The sequence below is a fragment of the Xanthomonas sp. WHRI 7065 genome (assembly GCF_040203115.2).
GTDB classification, from domain to species: Bacteria; Pseudomonadota; Gammaproteobacteria; order Xanthomonadales; family Xanthomonadaceae; genus Xanthomonas; species Xanthomonas arboricola.
This window is the reverse complement of record NZ_CP168194.1, coordinates 4,511,319-4,529,510: the sequence shown is the minus strand read 5'-3', so window position 1 is coordinate 4,529,510 and position 18,192 is coordinate 4,511,319. Positions and strand designations below refer to the sequence as shown.

The following is an 18,192-nucleotide window of genomic DNA, read 5'->3' as shown; positions in this document are numbered from 1 at the left end:
AACAGCGACTTGGCAGACGGCAATTCTGTTTGAGGCCGCACCTTGTAGCCGCGCCGCATACGGTCATTGGCGTTGCACGGGCATCCATGCGGGTTGTTGTAGTGTCACGGTCAACGCATTGACTCAGCCGTTGGCGAGGGCAGATGGACGCATTGGCGCAGTTTTTGACGGACGAGCAGGACCCGACGGCCGTGGGCAAGATCCTTCCCAAGGTGAACGAGCTGCTGACGCGGGACGAGCAGGTCGAGTACATCGCGGTGCAGAAGAAAATGGTGGTGAACCTGTCGCCCGCCGCGGTGGTGCTGACCACTCGCAGATTCATCGTGGTGCACCCCACGCTGTTCGGAATGACGTTTCGCGATGTCCCCTGGCGCGAGGTGCTCGACGTGCATATGAGCGAGCAGATGCTGGGAGCGACGATCATGTGCCGCACCACGCAGGGCGGTTACCTGTCCATCGACAGCCTGCCCAAGAAGCAGGCGCGGCGGGTCTACGCCTATGCCCAGCAGGTGGAGGAATCGGCCTACGAAAAGCGCCAGCAGCTGGAGTTCGACAAGTTGCGCGCATCGGCAGGTGGCGTGGTGGTGCACGCACCCACCGCGCAGGGCAGCGCGTCCTCGTCACCGCAGAGCACGGCAGCGGCCGCGGACGCGGACGATCCGATCCAGGTGCTGAGCAAGCTCAAGCAGCTGCTGGATGCGGGGCTGGTGACCCAGGAAGAGTTCGACGCCAAGAAGGCCGAGGTGCTGGCGCGGTTGTAGGGCGCTCGGCACGGTTGCCTGGTCACGGCCCGGCCTGGCCGTGATTACTGGCGCGCCGCCCGCATCCGCTGGCGGCGCGCTCCGGTGCGTGAGCCGCGCTTACTCGCCCAGTGCCTTGGCCACGAACGGCGGTGCGACCAGCACGCCGGTATGCAGGTGCGCGGTGTAGTACAGCGTCTCGAAGCCCTTGGCCTGCGCGGCGTCCTGGCGGAAGGCGAAATCGGCGTTGGCCTGCTTGCTGGCCATGGTCACGCTCCACCAGCCGGTCGGGTAGCACGGCTGCGGGAAGGGCAGGGTCTTGAACGACTGGAAGCCGGCCTTGCCCATTTCGGTGCGCATTTCTTTGATCAGCTCCAGCAGCGCCAGCGGCGACTCGGACTGCTGCACCAGGATGCCGTCGTCCTTCAATGCCTTGAAGCAGCTCTCGTAGAAGGCCTTGTTGAACAGGCCCTCGGCCGGGCCGACCGGGTCGGTGGAATCGACGATCACGATGTCCACGCTACCGGCCGGGCAGTTGGCCATGTAGGCCACGCCGTCGTCGAACAGCAGCTCGGCACGCGCATCGTGGTTGGAATCGCACAGCTCGGGGAAATACTTCTCCGACATGCGGGTGACCTGCTCGTCGATGTCGCACTGGGTGGCGCTTTCCACGCCCGGGTGCTTGAGCACCTCGCGCAGGGTGCCGCAGTCGCCGCCGCCGATGATCACCACGCGCTTGGGCGCGGCGTGGGTGAACAGCGCCGGGTGGCTGATCATCTCGTGATAGAAGAAATTGTCGCGGCTGGTCAGCATCACCGCGCCGTCGATCAGCATCAGCTTGCCCCAGTCGGTGGTCTGGTAGATCTCGATCTTCTGGAACGGGGACTGCACCTCGTCCAGCTTGCCGCTGATGCGGAAGCCGATCGCCGAGCCGGTCGGCTGGAAGTGTTCGATGTACCAGTTGTCGTTGGCGCTCATGCAAGGTCCTGAAAGATGGGGCTGTTCCTTCTCCCACTTGGGAGAAGGTGGCGCAAAGCGCCGGATGAGGGTCGGGCGCAGCCGCGCACAGGCAAGTTGCTGGCGGCCATCCCGAACCCCCGCCAACCCCGCTCCAATCAGGAGCAGGGCGTGAAGTCGGCGCGGATTGTAACGGACCCTGCGCGTGCCAGGCGTTACACTTCACGCCCTTTTTGCCCCAGCCGAGTCAGCGAAATGAGCGATTGGTCCCTCGACCAAGCCCGCAAGACCTATTCGATCCCGCATTGGGCCGACGGGTATTTCGATGTGAACGACGCCGGACATGTGGTGGTCACGCCGACCAGCGACGGTCCGTCGGTGTCGTTGCCCGAGGTGGTGGACGCCGCGCGCGCAGCCGGCGCCAAGCTGCCGCTGCTGGTGCGTTTCCCGGACATCCTGGGCCAGCGCCTGGGCAAGCTGCAGGCGGCGTTCGCGCAGGCGCAATCCGAATGGGACTACGCCGGCGGCTACACGGCCGTCTACCCGATCAAGGTCAACCAGCATCGCGGCGTGGCCGGCACGCTGGCCAGCCACCACGGCGACGGCTTCGGCCTGGAGGCGGGCAGCAAGCCGGAGCTGATGGCGGTGCTGGCGCTGTCGCGTCCGGGCGGGCTGATCGTCTGCAACGGCTACAAGGACCGCGAATACATCCGCCTGGCGCTGATCGGCCGCAAGCTCGGCCTGCAGACCTTCATCGTCATCGAAAAGCCCTCCGAGCTGAAGCTGGTGCTGGAGGAGGCGCGCGCGCTGGACGTGAAGCCGGGTCTGGGCGTGCGCATGCGCCTGGCTTCGCTTGGCGCGGGCAAGTGGCAGAACAGCGGTGGCGACAAGGCCAAGTTCGGGCTGTCGCCACGGCAGGTGCTGGACCTGTGGAAGACCCTGCGCGACACCGAGTACGCCGACAGCCTGCAGCTGCTGCATTTCCACATGGGCTCGCAGATCTCCAATGTGCGCGACATCGCCAACGGCATGCGCGAGGCCACGCGCTACTTCGTGGAGCTGTCGCGGCTGGGCGCCAGGATCAGTCATGTGGACGTCGGCGGCGGCCTGGGCATCGATTACGAAGGCACGCGCTCGCGCAGCTATTGCTCGATCAATTACGGCCTGCATTCCTACGCCAGCAACATCGTGCAGCCGCTGGCCAGCGCCTGCGAAGAGCACGGCCTGACCCCGCCGCGCATCGTCACCGAATGCGGCCGCGCGATGACCGCCCACCACGCGGTGCTGATCGCCAACGTGTCCGAAGTGGAGCAGGCGCCGGAAGGCCGCGTGCCGGACGCGCACGACGACGAGCCGGCAGCGATCCGCCACCTGCGCGAGATCCACGACGAGCTCGATGTGCGCCCGGCGGTGGAACTGTTCCAGGAGGCGCAACACTTCCATGCCGAAGGCTTGAGTGCGTACGCACTGGGCCAGATCGACCTGACCCACCGCGCGCGTATCGATGACCTGTTCTATGCGATTGCGCATGGCGTGCGTGCACGCCTGAGTTTCGACGAGAAGAGCCATCGCCCGGTGCTGGACGAGCTCAACGAGCGGCTGGTCGACAAGTACTTCGTCAACTTCAGCGTGTTCGAGTCGATTCCGGATGTGTGGGCGATCGACCAGGTGTTCCCGATCGTGCCGATCGAGCGCTTGAACGAAGCGCCGCAGCGGCGCGGCATCATCGCCGACATGACCTGCGACTCCGACGGCATGGTCAAGACCTACGTCGAGAACGAAAGCCTGGACAGCTCGATGCCGCTGCACACGTTGAATCCGGGCGAGAGTTATCGCATCGGCTTCTTCCTGGTTGGTGCCTACCAGGAAATCCTGGGCGATATCCATAACCTGTTCGGCGATACCGATGCGGTGGAAGTGGCCGTGGACGGCGATGGCTATCGCATCGCGCAGCAGCGCCGCGGCGATACCACCGATGTGATGCTGGACTACGTGGGCTATCAGCTGGACACGCTGCGTGCGACCTATGCCGAGCGCATTGCCGCCGCGCAGCTGTCGTCCGAGCGCGCACAGGAATTGAGCGATGCGCTGGAAGCAGGGTTGACCGGTTACACCTATCTGTCCGACGAACCGTTGGGCTGAGGCACTGCGCGCTGCGGCCGAGGCCGTGGCGCGCCATTCTGTTTCACCTTCGCGCGCAATGCATTGACGAGACGGCCCGCAGCACCGCTGTGCGGCCGTAATGCGGCGTGGCTCAGGGTCCGAACCCGGTGCCATTGCCGGACGCCCTGGCTTCTGCGCGCCCTGGCCGAGCCCGGTAACGTCTTGCCCCGGCGACGACGTGCGACGACCAACACCATCCGCTCAAGTCAGCGTCAGGCTATCACCAGCAACACCTGTGCATGCGTGATCGCCGCGGCGTGGCAATGACAATCAAATAACCGTCGTGTGACCATGCGGTTGCAGACGGCATTCAAAAAAAGCGCTGTGTCTTGCGGAATGGTTGTCCCTGTAACGCAATAAAATCAATGCCGCTGCATGCAGTGGTCTTGGTGCATGCTGTCCAGGATGCGCCATGAAACACGCAAAATTCCCGGCAAAAACGCCTTCGCCGGATTGCTGCGCGATGCATGGCGGTCTGTTCCGTAGCGTGCAACGCGCGAAAAACGCGATCTGTAGACGTATGCATCCAGAACACTAGTTGAAATCACACTTCGGCAAAAAATTTTTGCGGGCGACGCGGATTTCGTGATTTTTGCACGGTTTATCGCGGCGGCTAATTGTTAGTGTTTGTTTAACTTGTCGGGAAACAAGTGTTTTAGGAAAGTCAGTGCACGTCGTTGTATCGACGCTGCACGCCGCTTCGTGATGCGTTCCCATTGTGCGTTTCCATCGTATATCGCCGGCATGCGCTGGCGGTCGTCGGTGTCTCTTACCCCACGTTTCAAGGCCAGGTGCTGATCCGGCGTCCCACTGACCGCATTGCGGACATGGCGCACCGGGCGACTGCGCGCCACACAAGAAGGATGCACGCAATGCACACCGACGCCTCTCCCGTGTTTCCCCTGACCAAAGCGCAACGCGGCCTGTGGGTCGCCAGCAAGTTGCATACCGACAACACCTTGATGTTGTCCGAAGCCCTGGAAATGTTCGGCCCGCTGGATCCGCAGCTGCTGATCCGCGCCAGCATGCAGCTGACGCGCGAATTCGACACGCTGCGGCTATGCATCGCCGAGCACGACGGCGTACCGCATCAGGTGGTCTTGCCCGAATACACCGCCGCGATTCCGTATTTCAACGTCAGCGAAGATCCTTCCCCGCGCAACGCCGCCGAGCATTGGGTCGACGAAGAAATCCGCAAGCCGGAAGATCTGCAGAACGGGCCGTTATGGCATTGCGCGGTGTTCCGCCTTGGCGAAGACCATCATATGTGGGTGCAATGCGTCAGCCATCTGGTGATGGATGGCTATTGCGCCTCGATCATGATGCAGCGCATGGCGGTGCTGTATAACGCCTACGCAGAAAACATCGAGCCGGAGCCTGCGCAATACGGCAGCGCGCTGTCGCTGATCGAGCTGGAACAGCAGTATCGCGACTCCGATCGTTTTCAGCGCGACCGCAGCTACTGGATGCAGCAGCTGGCCGATCTGCCGCCGCCGGCGACCCTGGCGCGTCCGGGCAATCACCTGTCGACCGGGTTGTTGCGTGGCACCGGACAATTCTCGCCACAGCAGGTGGTGCGGCTGCGCGCACTCGGCAAGGACTATGGTGCCAGCCTGCCGCAGATGCTGATTTCGCTGATCGCCGCGTACTACTACCGCTGCACCGGAGCCGAGGATCTGGTGCTGGCCATGCCGGTGACCGGCCGCATCAATGCGCGCTACCGGCAGACCGCAGGCCTGGTGGCCAATGTGATTTCACTGCGCCTGAAAATGGATCCGCAGCAGCCGGTGCATGCGCTGTTCGCGCAGGTGTCCTCGGTGGTCAGGCATGCGCTGCGTCATCAGCAATACCGCTTCGAGGACGTGCGCCGCGATCTGGGCATGTTCGGGATCGATCAGAAGTTCGCACGCCTGGCAGTGAACATCGAAGCCTTCGATTACGCACTGCGCTTTGGCCAGGCCTATGCGATGCCGCATAACCTCTCCAACGGCCCGGCCGATGATCTGACCATCTTCTGCTACGAGCGCGGCGATGGTGCCGCGTTGCGCTTCGATCTGGATGCCAATCCGGCGCTGTACGACAGCGACGAGCTGGCCGAGCACTGCCGTCGCCTGACCCATCTGGCCGATGCGGTGCTGGCAGATCCGGAATGCGCGCTGGGCCAGATCGATGTGCTGGGCGATGCGGAACGCCGCCGCCTGTTGCAGACCTGGAACGCCACCGCCGCAGCGCTGCCGGAACCGGCCACGCTACTGCACGGCATGCTGCAGCGTGCCGAGCTGATGCCGGCGGCAGTGGTGGTGCAATACGACAACCGCACCCTGGACTATGCCACGCTGTGCGAACTGGCCTCGCGCATCGCCGCGCAATGGGTGGCCGATGGCGTCCGCCCCGGCGATGTGGTCGCCATCGCGCTGCCGCGCAGCGAGCAATTGCTGGTGGCCTTGCTGGCGGTGATGTGGAGCGGGGCGGCGTACCTGCCGCTGGACCCGGAAAGCCCGGCCGCACGCAACCGGCAGATGCTCAACGATTCCGGTGCCATCGCGCTGGTCTGCGAGCCGGCGTTGTGCGAGCGCTATCTGCTCGGCGGCATGGTTTGGCTGGACCCGTGCCCGGCCGTGTTGCCGGCGGCGATCGCGCCGCTGGCCACGCCGGACGGTACGGCCTATGTGCTGTACACCTCCGGCTCGACCGGCGCGCCCAAGGGTGTGGAAATCAGTCATCGCAACCTGTTCAATTTCCTGCATGCGATGGAGCATGAGCTTGCGTTGCGTCCGCGCGACCGCATGCTGGCGGTCACCACCATCACCTTCGATATCGCCGGGCTGGAGCTGTATCTGCCGTTGCTGGTGGGCGCGCGTGTGGTCATCGCACCGGCTGGCATCACCCACGATCCACGCAGCCTGTCGCGGCTGATCGCGCAGGAGCAGATCAGCATGGTGCAGGCCACTCCGTCGCTGTGGCGCATCCTGCTTGCCAATCAGGATCTGGCGCTGGACCGCATCCACGCCCTGGTCGGCGGCGAAGCCCTGGTGCCGGAACTGGCGACCCAGTTGCTGAGCCGGGTCGGGCGCCTGACCCAGTTGTACGGGCCAACTGAAACCACGATCTGGTCGACCATCATGCCGTTGCAGCTCACCGACGCTGCCGCCCCGCCGATCGGCAGGCCGCTACTCAATACCCGCGTCTATGTGCTCGATGCGCAGCGGCAACCGCTGCCGACCGGCGCGATCGGCGAGTTGTACATCGGTGGCGCGGGCGTGGCCAAGGGCTATCGCGGCAAGCGCCAGCTGACCAGCGAGCGCTTTGTGCGCGACCCGTTCGCCGACGACGGCAGCAACATGTACCGCACCGGCGACCGCGTGCGTCAGCGCCGCGACGGCATGCTGGAATTCATCGGCCGCGCAGATGCGCAACTGAAGATCCGCGGCCATCGCGTGGAGCCGGCCGAAATCGAAAACGCCTTGCTGCTGCATTCGCAAGTGGCGCAGGCGGTGGTGGTCGGTCATCGCGATGGCGACCACGACGCACTGCAGTTGCTGGCGTATGTGGTGGGCAAGCATGGCGCAACGCCATCACCCGAGCTGTTGCGCGTCCATCTGCAGCAGCGCCTGCCGGCGTCGATGATTCCCACCTTGTGGGTGCCATTGCAGGCACTGCCGCTGACACCCAATGGCAAGCTGGATCGCCGCGCCTTGCCGTCGCCGGGTGCGCTGCCGCAGCGCGCGCATGTGGCGCCGCGCGATGCGCTCGAACACCAGCTGGCCGCGATGCTGCAGGACGTGCTGGGCATCGAGGTGGTGGGTGTCGAAGACAACTTCTTCGAGCTCGGCGGTGACTCGCTGCGCGCGGCGGAAATGGCCGCACGCTTCCCGCAGACGTTCGGTGTCGAACTGCCATTGGGCACCCTGTTCCATGCGCCGACGATTGCCGGCCTGGCCGAGGTAATCAAGCGCAACGCGCAGATCCCGAACGACCCGCTCGGCGTGCTGTTGCCGTTGCGTGCGGGCACCCCGGGTACGCCGCCGCTGTTCTGCATCCACCCGGTGGTCGGCCTGGGCTGGTCGTATCTCACCTTGCTCGGTCAGCTCGATCCGCAGTGGCCGGTGTATGCCTTGCAGTCGCCGGGCTTGAGCGACCCGCAGCATCGCCCGGAAAGCATCGATGCGATCGCGCGTGACTATCTGGCGCGGCTGCGCACGGTACAGCCGCAGGGGCCGTATCGATTGATCGGCTGGTCGCTGGGCGGCTTGATCGCGCATGCCATCACTGCCGAACTGCATGCGCTGGGCGAAGAAGTCGAATTGCTGGCGATGCTCGACAGCTACCCGCACCTGGAGCAGGCCGCGTCGCTGCCGGAATCGGAAAACGTGCGTGCATCGGTGCATGCGCTGGGCCTGCATCTGGCACACGGCCAGCCGATGCCGACCACGGTGGCCGAACTGGCCAGCCTGCTGTGCGATCACTACGGCTTGAACGACCTGCCCGCAGTGCGCCAGCTGCTCGAGCAACGCCCCACGTTGCTGGACGACATGGGCGGCATGACCCAGCACCACCTGCATCTGGCGCGGCGTCACCGTCCCAAGCCGCTGGACCAGGATGTGGTGTTCGTCGAAGCGAGCGTGCGCATGACTTCCGGCGGCGACGATACGGTGTGGGTGGATTACCGGCCGCAGGCCTGGCGCCCGTATGTGCGCAACCTGCAGCTGCATGTGCTGGACAGCGACCACCACTCGATGCTGTCGTCCACGCATTCGGCCACGCTCAGCGCACTGCTGCACGCGGCCACCACGAAAGCCGCACAACGCGATGGCAGCATCGCCACCGCCAGTGACGGGGTGGCCGAATATGCCTGAGTCTTCCTTCAACGCGGGACGCCAGCGCCCGGTGCTGATCGCCACCCTGGGTACGCATGGCGATGTGCGCCCGATCATCGCGCTGGGCCGTGGCTTGCAGGAGCGCGGTTACCCGGTGCGGGTGCTGACCAGCGCCAACTTCGAAGCGCTGATCCGCGCCAATGGGCTGGACTTCTTCCCGCTCAGCGGCGACCACCAGAAACTGCTGCAGGGCCATCCGGATGTCGCCGAGATGCGCGGTGGCTGGCGCGGCATCTGGGGCACCTTGCGTGCGCAGCTGCTGGAGTGGGCGCGCGACTGGGCTGAGCAGGGCCGCGCGGCCTGTGCCGATGCCGGCCTGATTCTCGGCGTCGGCAGCGCCAGCCTGCTGGCGCATAGCCTGGGCCAGGCCTATGGCCTGCCGGTGGTATTCACGCAATTGCAGCCGCTGACCGCCTCGCGGCATGTGCCGTTGATGGTGATGCCCACCGTGCGCCTGCCCGGGCTGGTGAGCGTGGCGCTGCATCACGCGGTGCGCTTTGCCGGCTGGCAGCTGATGCGCCCGGCGCTCAACGGCATCGTGCGCCCGGCCTTGGGGCTGCCGGCATATCCGTGGAGTGGCCCCGATCGCAGTGCGCAGCGCGTGGTGTATGGCTACAGCGAGCATCTGTGCCCACGTCCGCCGGACTGGCCGGACCGGGCCCAGGTCAGCGGGTTCTGGCAGTTGCCGCAGCCGCAGTGGCAGCCGCCGGCCGCGCTGCAGGCGTTTCTGCAGGCCGGCCCGCCGCCGCTGTATATCGGCTTCGGCAGCATGATCAGCAGCGATGCGGCCCAGCTCACCGCCATCGTCAAGGCAGCGGTGCGTCTGACCGGTCAACGTGCGCTGCTGGCCAGCGGCTGGGGCGGGCTGGCGGCCGCGGAAGACGCATCCGACGATGCCGAGCGCTTCTTCCAGCTGGAACAGGCACCGCACGATTGGCTGTTTCCGCGGGTGGCGGTGGCAGTGCATCACGGTGGTGCCGGCACCACCGGTGCGGCGCTGGCTGCGGGGATCCCGTCGGTGGTGCTGCCGTTCGGCTACGACCAGCCGTTCTGGGCGCACTGCCTGGCGCAACGCGGCGTCGCCCCGCCGGCGCTTGCACGGGTCGGGCTGCAGCCTGAGACCCTGGCCGATGCCATCGGCCAGGCCAGCGCGCCGAGCATGCGCGCAGCGGCACGCGCGCTGGGCCAGCGCATCCGCGAGGAGGACGGAATCGGCCGTGCGGTGGAGCAGTTGGAAGCCTGGGGATTGCTGCAACCGGCGGTGTCGGTGGCGCCGGCCGTGCGGATCGAGCAGCAGGCCGTCGCGTGACACAGGCCGATGCGTGATGGTTGACGCTGTGGGGGAGCTACAGCGTCAATATTGGATTGGCTGCAGCAATGCGGCTGGCCTCACCGAAGACTTTCGGCTGTTGCACGGGTGGGCGCTGGGGTGTTGCTGTCGCCGATAGGTGGTCGACCGGGCCATGCCTGCACGACTGAGTGATGCGGAAACAACGTCTGCGTTGCTGATCCGAGCTGGCGAATGCGGCCAGCGCCGGCGCCGGCATCGTCGCATCGGCGGGATGCGGCACAATCGGGCTCCCTCGGCTTTGCATCGCCCGCATGCGCTATCCCGCTCTCGATCTGCTGCGTGGCATCGCCATTGTCTGGGTGATGCTGTTCCATTCCTTCGTGGTCGGCGGTCTGGGGCCGGACTGGGCGTGGTTGTCGCGCTACGGCTGGATGGGCGTGGACCTGTTCTTCGTCCTAAGCGGCTTTCTGATCGGCACGCAGGTGCTGAGGCCGCTGGCGCGCGGGCAACGCCTGGACTTCAAGGAGTTCTATCTGCGCCGCGCGTTTCGCATCCTGCCGGCGTTCTTGCTGGTGCTGGTGATCTACATGGCGTGGCCGGACTTTCGCGAGTCGCCCGGGCTGGCGCCGTGGTGGATGTTCGTCACCTTCACCCTGAACCTGTTCGTCGACTACGGCCGTGATGCCGCGTTCTCGCACGCCTGGTCGCTGTGCGTGGAAGAACATTTCTATCTGGTGTTTCCGTTGCTGGCGACGCTGCTGCTGCGTCGGCCCTCGGCCGCACGCTTTGGCGTGCTCTGTGTGCTGGTCGTGGTTGCAGGCATCGCGCTGCGTGCCGGCATCTGGTGGCACAACACTGCCCTGGACAGCGCTGGCGTCGGTCTGCAGCGCAACTGGTTTATCGAAGACATCTACTACCCGACCTGGAATCGTCTGGACGGTCTGCTGGCCGGTGTCGTGCTGGCGGTACTGAAGGTGTTTCGCCCCATGACGTGGCAACGGCTGCAGCAGCACGGCAACGCCATTCTGTGTGCCGGCGTGGCGATTCTGGCGCTGGCACTGTGGCTGTTCCGCGAGCGCACCGGCCTGATCGGCAATGCGGTGGGCTGGCCGGTGCTGTCGCTGGGGCTGGCCTTGCTGGTGCTCGCCGGCACCGCCAGCAGCGGTTTGCTTGGCGGTTTGCGCGTGCCGGGCGTGGCATGGCTGGCGGCCATCTCCTACAGCCTGTATCTGACCCACAAGGCCGTCTTCCATCTCATCCAGGGCTGGTTCGGCCCGGCGCTGGAGGGGCGGGGCGTGCTGGCATTTGCGGTGTATGGCCTGGTGGCGGTGCTGGGCGGCGCGCTGTTGCACTACGCGGTGGAGCGCCCGTTCCTGCAACTGCGCGACAAGATGCTGCGGCCAGGCGCGCAGCCGTTGGTTGCCGCCGATCGCGGCTGACCGGGCAAAGCAAAACGCCGCGCAATGCGCGGCGTTGTCGTCATCCCTGGCGGTGCGCCGGTTGCCGCGCCGCACCCAGCTTGGATGCGGCGCGATCTGCCCACGCGCCGACCGCCACACCATCGGATCGCGACGCGACCGAGGCACTGGCGTTGCAGGCCATCGTCACTGCGCGTCGCGCGCCACCTGGAAACCGGCGAACGACTGCGTGACCGGCATGATTTCCAGCCGATTGATGTTCAGATGCGCCGGCAGGCTGGCGACATAGAAGATCTGCTCGGCAATGTCCTCGGCGGTCATCGGGGTGGCGCCACGGTACAAGGTGTCGGAGGCGGCCTGGTTGCCGCCGGTGCGCACCAGGGTGAATTCGGTTTCGGCCATGCCCGGTTCGATCGAGGTCACGCGTACGCCGGTGCCGTGCAGGTCCGCGCGCAGGCCCAGCGAAAACTGCTGCACGAACGCCTTGGTGCCGCCGTACACATTGCCGCCGGTGTAGGGGTAGGTTGCCGCGACCGAGGCGATGTTGATGATGGCGCCACGGCGTGCGATCAGTGCCGGCAGCAGGCGGTGGGTGAGGGTGACCAGCGCGGTCACATTGGTGTCGATCATCTGCTGCCACTGGGTCAGGTCGGCCTGCTGCGCGGGCGCGGTGCCCAGCGCCAGCCCGGCGTTGTTGACCAGCACATCGATGTCGGCAAACTCGGCCGGCAATGCGTCGATCGCTGCCGACAGGGCCTGCGCATCGCGCATGTCGAAGGCAGCGGTGTGCACCTGGCCGGCAGGCAGCTCGGCCGCCAACGCATCCAGGCGCTCGGCGCGGCGGCCGGTGGCGATGATCTTCCAGCCGGCGGCGGCAAAACGGCGCACGGCGGCGCTGCCGAATCCGGAGGTGGCACCGGTGATCAGAACGGTCTTGGACATGGGGATAACTCCTGCGAACGAGGGGATCAGGCAAAGGGATCAGGGTGTGGTGGCAGGACCAGGTGTGTTGGCCTGGGCGCGAAGCGCGCGCAACCCTGCCTCACTGAGCGGCTCGCGCGTCACCACGCGGCCGTGTTGCACCTGCAGGAGCAGATACGGTGCTTCTGCGGCGCCGGGTGCGCTGTCGCCGGTGCTCGCAGCGGTTGGCAGGGCGATCACCAGCTCGCCGTCGATCCAGTCCGCGGCGACCGGAGCGGTTCGTCCGGGGAACAACACCTCGAGCGGTAACGCCGGCGGCGCGGTGTCGCAGGCACCGATGACGATGCGATCCAGCAGCACCTGCGCCTGCTCCACGCGCCAATCGGCCTGGTAGCCGCGCCAGTTTGCACTGCAACTGCCCAGCGCCGGCCGCGCATACGCCACGAACCGTTGCCAGGTGGCCTGGTCGTCCAGCACCGGCGCCAACGGCTCGGCCAGCAGCACCGCGTCCTGCCCGTCGATCCGGATGCGGTCGGGAATCTGCTCGGTGGCGTGCGCCGCGCCGATCAGTCCCCACCACAACCACAGGCCGGCGGTGCGCTGCAGCACGGCGGCTACTGCGCCTTGATCGCAATGGCGGGCAAGCCGCTACCGGTCAGTTTCTGCTTGGCTTCTGCCAGTTCGCTGGCGCTGCCGTACGGCCCCATGCGCACGCGGTAGACGGTCTTGCCGCTGATGTCGGCCGACTCCACGCGTGCGGCCAGGCCCATCATCGCCAGCTTGGCCTTGGTCGATTCGGCATCGCCGGAGGCGCCGAACGAGCCGGCCTGCAGGATGTAGCGGGTGTTGTCGGTCACTGCAGAGGCAGCTGCCGGGGTGGCAGCTGCTGCTGTCGCTGCCGGCTTCGGCGCAGCGGTTGCAGCCGGCGTGCTCAGTGCCGCAGTGCTGGCCGGGGCCGGCGTGGCGGCCGGGCGTGCCGGGGCGGTCTCGGCCAATGGCTTCGGCGCGCTGGCGGCCGTTTCGGTCACCGGGACCGGCACGCTGGCGGCCGGCGTGGCTGCCGCCACACTCGCACCCGGTGCCGGCGCGACCGGCTTGCCTTCCAATGCGGCGCGCGCACGTGCGGCTTCCTCGGCGCGCGCACTGGCCGCCAGTTCGGCATCGGACATCTGCACTTCCTTGCCGGGCAGCAAGGTATAGAAGTCGTACTGGGTCTGCGCATCACCCGGCTTGGCCTGCGGCTTGGGCGGTTGCGCGCTGGGCTTGGGCAGCTCGGCCGGCGTATCCACGTCGGCATCGGCCACCGGCTCGGGCTGCGCGTCGGGGTTGGCGCGCGGGCCTACGCGCAGGAAGCCGTCGCCGTCCTTCTTGAACAGGTTGGGCGCGGCCAGAAAGATCACTGCCGCAATCGCAGCGCCCGCCACCAACCACACCCAACCGGGAGTGCCATTGCTGGTATTGCGTCGCGCCTGACTCTTACCGCGTCGTGCTGCCATCTACCACTTCTCCGAATCACGTCGTTGCGGGCCATGCGGCCCGGCTTACATCTTTTCTGGGGCGCTGACGCCAAGCAGTTCCAGGCCGTTGGCGAGCACCTGTTGCGTGGCGACGGCGAGGGTGAGCTTGGCGTCGCGCTCTGCGGCATCGTCCACCAGCAGTTTGGTGTTGTGATACCACGTGTGGAAGGCGTGCGCCAATTCACGCAGGTATTGCGCGATCTGGTACGGCTCCAGCGTCTGCCCGGCGATTTCCACCACCTCCGCATAGCGCGACAGCTCGACCATGACGTTGAGCGAATGCTCGTCGTCCAGGCGCGCCAGCTCGGCCAGTCCATGCGCCTGCTCGTACTTGTAGCCCTTCTCCTGCGCCTGCCGCAGCACGCTGCAGACGCGGGCATGCGCGTACTGCACGTAGAACACCGGGTTGTCGTTGCTCTGCTGCCGCGCCAGGTCGATGTCGAAGGTGAGTTGCGAGTCGGGCTTGCGCGCGATCAGGAACCAGCGCACCGCATCGGCGCTGGTTTCCTCGATCAGATCGCGCAGGGTGACGTAGCTGCCGGCACGCTTGGACAGTTTCACTTCCTCGCCGCCGCGCATCACCGTGACCATCTGGTGCAGCACGTACTCCGGCCAGCCTTGCGGGATGCCCAGTTCCAGCGCCTGCAGGCCGGCGCGCACACGCGTCAGCGAGCCGTGGTGATCGGCCCCCAGCTCGGTGATCGCGCGCTCGTAGCCGCGCTGCCACTTGGTCAGGTGATAGGCCACGTCCGGCACGAAGTAGGTGTAGGTGCCGTCGGACTTGCGCATCACCCGGTCCTTGTCGTCGCCGAAGTCGGTGGACTTCAACCACAACGCACCGCCTTCCTCGTAGGTATGGCCGGAGGCGATCAGCTTCTGCACCGCCTCTTCGACCTTGCCGTCCTTGTACAGCGAGCTTTCCAGGAAATAGATATCGAAATCGACGCGGAACGCGGCCAGGTCGTGGTTCTGCTCGTTACGCAGGTAGGCCACGGCGAAGCGGCGGATCGCGTCGAAGTCGGCAGGGTCCTTGCCGCCGGTGACCAGATGGCCCTCCAGGTCGACGGTGTCGCCAGCCAGGTAGGCGGTGGCCACATCGGCGATGTAGTCGCCGCGGTAGCCGTTCTCCGGCCAGCCGTCGCTGTCGGGGGTGAGCCCCTGCGCGCGCGCCTGCACCGACAGTGCCAGGTTCTCGATCTGCACGCCGGCATCGTTGTAGTAGAACTCGCGCTTAACGTTCCAGCCGTTGGCATCGAGCACGCGCGCCAGGCTGTCGCCGATCGCCGCGGCGCGGCCGTGGCCGACGTGCAGCGGGCCGGTCGGGTTGGCCGAGACGTATTCCACGCCCACCGAGCGGCCGTTGCCGGCCAGCCCGCGGCCGTAGTCGTGGCCCTGCTTGAGCACATGCGCCACTTCGCGCTGGTAGGCGGTGGGGGCGAGGTGGAAATTGATGAAGCCCGGGCCGGCGATCTCCACCTTGGCCACGTCGTCGCTGACCGGCAATGCGGCGACCAGCGCCTGGGCCAGCGCGCGCGGGTTGCTGCGCGCCGGCTTGGCCAGCAGCATCGCGGCATTGGTGGCGAAGTCGCCGTGCTCGCGCGTCTTGGGCCGCTCGACCACAAAATCCGGCGGCAGGGTGTCGGCAGGCAGGGTGCCGTTGGCGCGCAAGGCTTCAATGCCTTGGCCGATCAGTGCGCGGAGTTGGGCTTTCACGTGGGATCTGCTTGGAACGAAACCACCGATTTTACCCGACCGCGCGCCCCGGGGTCGGGCCGACGGTTCAGGTCACCGCCGCGCGCTCATCCCAGCCAGCCGCGCTCGGCCAGCGAGACCGGACGCCCGTCACCGATCACGAAGTGGTCCAGCAGGCGGATATCCACCAGCTCAAATGCACCCAGCAGGCGCCGGGTGACCGCGCGGTCGGCCTCGGACGGCTCCGGATTGCCTGAAGGGTGGTTGTGCCCGACGATCACCGCCGCGGCATTGTGCAGTAGCGCCCGCCGCACCACTTCACGCGGGTGGATGTCGGCCCCGTCGATGGTGCCGGTAAACACTTCCTCGAAGGCGATGGCGTGATGGCGGGTGTCCAGGTACAGCACCGCGAACACCTCGTAGGGGCGCGCACGCAGCCGCTGCGAAAAGTAGCGGCCGACGCTGGGCGGGTCGCTGAGCGCGTCGCCGCGTTCCAGTGCGCTCAGCAGGTGGCGGTGCGCCAGTTCCAGCGCTGCACTGAGCTTGCAGGCCGAGGCCGGACCCAGGCCGGGCAGGCGCGCCAGGGCGGGCGCCGTGCGATCCAGCAGCACGCGCAGCGGGCCGTGGCGCAGCAGCAGATTGCGTCCGGTCTGGACGGCGTCCTGGCCGCGCAGGCCGGAGCCGACAAAGATCGCCAGCAGCTCGGCATCGGACAGGGCAGGCGCCCCGCGCGCCAGAAGTTTTTCGCGCGGGCGTTCGTGGGTGGGCCAGTCGTGAATGTGCATATGGCGAGATTGCCGGTGCTCATCGCTCACGCCTATCAGGCCGGACGGGGGCATCGGCTAATCTAGTTGTCCTTGTAACCGTAGGACGACTCCGACGTGATCGGCTCCACTCAGGCCCGCCCCCTGAACGGACAGCGCTTGCTGCTGTGCGTCGGCGGAGGCATTGCCGCTTACAAATCGCTCGAACTGGTCCGTCGCCTGCGCGACGCCGGTGCGCAGGTGCAGGTCGCCATGACCAGCGGCGCGCAACAATTCGTCACCCCGCTCAGCTTCCAGGCCCTGTCCGGGCAGCCCACCCGCACCACGTTGTGGGACAGCGCCGCCGAGCAGGCGATGGGACATATCGAACTGGCGCGCTGGGCCGATCAGGTGATCGTCGCTCCGGCCACCGCCGACCTGCTGGCGCGGCTGGCGCACGGCCTGGCCGACGATCTGGTCAGCACGCTGTGCCTGGCCACCACCGCGCCGCTGACCGTGGCCCCGGCAATGAACCACCGCATGTGGCTGCACCCGGCCACGCAGGCGAACGTGGCGACCCTGTCCGCGCGCGGCGTGCGCGTGGTCGGTCCCGAGGACGGCCCGCTGGCCGAAGGCGAGTCCGGCCCCGGCCGGCTTGCCGAGCCGGCGGCGATCATCGCCGCCCTGGCCGGCGGTGCCGGCAGCGCCGCGCCGATCGCCTCCAAGGCTGCTGCCGCCCCGGCGTTCGTGCCCAGCAGCGCGCAACTGGACGGCCTGCGCATCGTGATCAGCGCCGGCCCCACCTTCGAGGACCTGGATCCGGTGCGCTACGTGGGCAACCGCAGCAGCGGCAAGATGGGCTATGCGCTGGCCGCGGCCGCCGCCAGCCAGGGCGCCGACGTGGTACTGGTCAGCGGCCCGGTGCACCAGACCACCCCGGCCGGGGTGCGGCGGATCGACGTGCGCTCCGCTGCGCAGATGCGCGATGCGGTGCTGGGTGCGTTCCCGGCCGACATCTACATCGGCGCCGCTGCGGTGGCCGACTACACCCCCAAGCGGGTGGTCGCGCAGAAGATCAAGAAGACCGGCGAGACGCTGACCCTGGAGCTGGTGCGCACCCCGGACATCCTGGCCGAGGTCGCCGCGCAGACCGGCGCGCTGAAGCTGGTGGTCGGCTTTGCCGCCGAAACGCACGACGTGGAGCATTACGCGCGTGGCAAGCTGGCCGCCAAGCGGCTGGACCTGATCATCGCCAACCAGGTGGGGATCGAGGGCGGCGGCTTCGAAAGCGACAACAACGCCGCCACCGCCTACTGGCAGGGCGGCGAGCGCGCCTTCCCCAGCAGCAGCAAGACCGAACTGGCCGACCAGCTGTTGGCCCTGATCGCGGAGAGATTGCAGGCATGAGCACCCCGACCCAGTCCTTGCAGGTGAAGCTGCTCGACCTGCGCTTTGGCGATCTGTGGCCGCTGCCGGCCTACGCCACCGACGCCAGCGCCGGCATGGACCTGCGCGCGGCGCTGGAAGCGCCGATGACACTGGAGCCCGGCGATGCGGCGCTGATTCCCAGCGGCATCGCCATCCATCTGGCCGACCCGCAGCTGTGCGCGGTGATCCTGCCGCGCTCGGGCCTGGGCCATCGCCACGGCATCGTGCTCGGTAACGGCACCGGACTCATCGATGCCGATTACCAAGGGCCGCTGCTGATCAGTACCTGGAATCGCGGCCGTGAGGCCTTCACCATCGAGCCGGGCGACCGCATCGCCCAGCTGGTGATCCTGCCGATCGTGCGCGTGGGCTTGCAAGTGGTGGATACTTTCGTCGACAGCGCGCGGGGAGCGGGTGGATTCGGCCACACCGGCGTGCGCTGACG

Annotated in this window: 13 protein-coding genes; 7 read left to right on the top strand and 6 right to left on the bottom strand. The window is 66.9% G+C overall.

The features are described from left to right. Positions 1–143: 143 nt before the first annotated feature. Entirely contained in the window at positions 144–761 is a 618-nt protein-coding gene (locus tag ABQY64_RS18870; RefSeq protein WP_349780539.1) for a PH domain-containing protein, read from the top strand. A 99-nt stretch (positions 762–860) separates the two neighbouring features. Here ABQY64_RS18870 and speE read toward each other — a convergent pair whose 3' ends face one another. Beyond that, on the bottom strand, positions 861–1,718 hold the full coding sequence (gene speE / locus ABQY64_RS18865; RefSeq protein ID WP_024939717.1) for a polyamine aminopropyltransferase: 858 nt from the start codon (positions 1,716–1,718) through the stop codon (positions 861–863). Positions 1,719–1,952: 234 nt separating this feature from the next. Between speE and speA the strand changes: the two genes are divergently transcribed. The 4 genes from speA (at position 1,953) to ABQY64_RS18845 (ending at position 11,467) form a co-directional block, all read left to right on the top strand. Beyond that, positions 1,953–3,839, top strand: coding sequence for an arginine decarboxylase (gene speA / locus ABQY64_RS18860; protein ID WP_349780538.1), 1,887 nt, complete (start codon positions 1,953–1,955; stop codon positions 3,837–3,839). An 893-nt stretch (positions 3,840–4,732) separates the two neighbouring features. After that, positions 4,733–8,716: an amino acid adenylation domain-containing protein gene (locus tag ABQY64_RS18855; protein ID WP_349780537.1), complete on the top strand. Its 3,984-nt coding sequence runs from the start codon at positions 4,733–4,735 to the stop codon at positions 8,714–8,716. Next, positions 8,709–10,046 carry a glycosyltransferase gene (locus ABQY64_RS18850; protein WP_047129972.1) on the top strand — a complete coding sequence of 446 codons (1,338 nt, stop codon included), beginning with the start codon at positions 8,709–8,711 and terminating at the stop codon, positions 10,044–10,046. Before ABQY64_RS18855 ends, ABQY64_RS18850 begins: the two co-directional genes overlap by 8 nt. 293 nt (positions 10,047–10,339) lie before the next feature. Beyond that, positions 10,340–11,467, top strand: coding sequence for an acyltransferase (locus ABQY64_RS18845; protein ID WP_349780536.1), 1,128 nt, complete (start codon positions 10,340–10,342; stop codon positions 11,465–11,467). A gap of 165 nt (positions 11,468–11,632) precedes the next feature. Here the strand turns inward: ABQY64_RS18845 and ABQY64_RS18840 are convergent, their stop codons facing one another. The 5 genes from ABQY64_RS18840 to radC form a co-directional block, all read right to left on the bottom strand. Continuing rightward, the gene (locus ABQY64_RS18840) at positions 11,633–12,388 is read right to left on the bottom strand and encodes an SDR family NAD(P)-dependent oxidoreductase (protein ID WP_016901972.1); all 756 of its coding nucleotides are present in this window, start codon (positions 12,386–12,388) and stop codon (positions 11,633–11,635) included. 39 nt (positions 12,389–12,427) lie between these two features. Continuing rightward, the gene (locus ABQY64_RS18835) at positions 12,428–12,976 is read right to left on the bottom strand and encodes a hypothetical protein (RefSeq protein WP_349780535.1); all 549 of its coding nucleotides are present in this window, start codon (positions 12,974–12,976) and stop codon (positions 12,428–12,430) included. Between the two features lie 5 nt (positions 12,977–12,981). Continuing rightward, positions 12,982–13,863 (bottom strand): SPOR domain-containing protein, encoded by an 882-nt coding sequence (locus tag ABQY64_RS18830; protein ID WP_016901970.1) that lies wholly within the window; start codon positions 13,861–13,863, stop codon positions 12,982–12,984. A 45-nt stretch (positions 13,864–13,908) separates the two neighbouring features. Further along, positions 13,909–15,597 (bottom strand): arginine--tRNA ligase, encoded by a 1,689-nt coding sequence (argS, locus tag ABQY64_RS18825; RefSeq protein ID WP_349780534.1) that lies wholly within the window; start codon positions 15,595–15,597, stop codon positions 13,909–13,911. 86 nt (positions 15,598–15,683) lie between these two features. Continuing rightward, positions 15,684–16,361, bottom strand: a complete 678-nt coding sequence (gene radC / locus ABQY64_RS18820) for a DNA repair protein RadC (RefSeq protein WP_016901968.1) — start codon at positions 16,359–16,361, stop codon at positions 15,684–15,686. Between the two features lie 96 nt (positions 16,362–16,457). On the opposite strand from radC, the gene coaBC reads away from it, so the two are divergent. Both coaBC and dut read left to right on the top strand, forming a co-directional pair. Then, entirely contained in the window at positions 16,458–17,726 is a 1,269-nt protein-coding gene (gene coaBC / locus ABQY64_RS18815; protein ID WP_349780533.1) for a bifunctional phosphopantothenoylcysteine decarboxylase/phosphopantothenate--cysteine ligase CoaBC, read from the top strand. After that, positions 17,723–18,190, top strand: a complete 468-nt coding sequence (dut, locus tag ABQY64_RS18810) for a dUTP diphosphatase (protein WP_349780532.1) — start codon at positions 17,723–17,725, stop codon at positions 18,188–18,190. Before coaBC ends, dut begins: the two co-directional genes overlap by 4 nt. Positions 18,191–18,192: the final 2 nt, after the last annotated feature.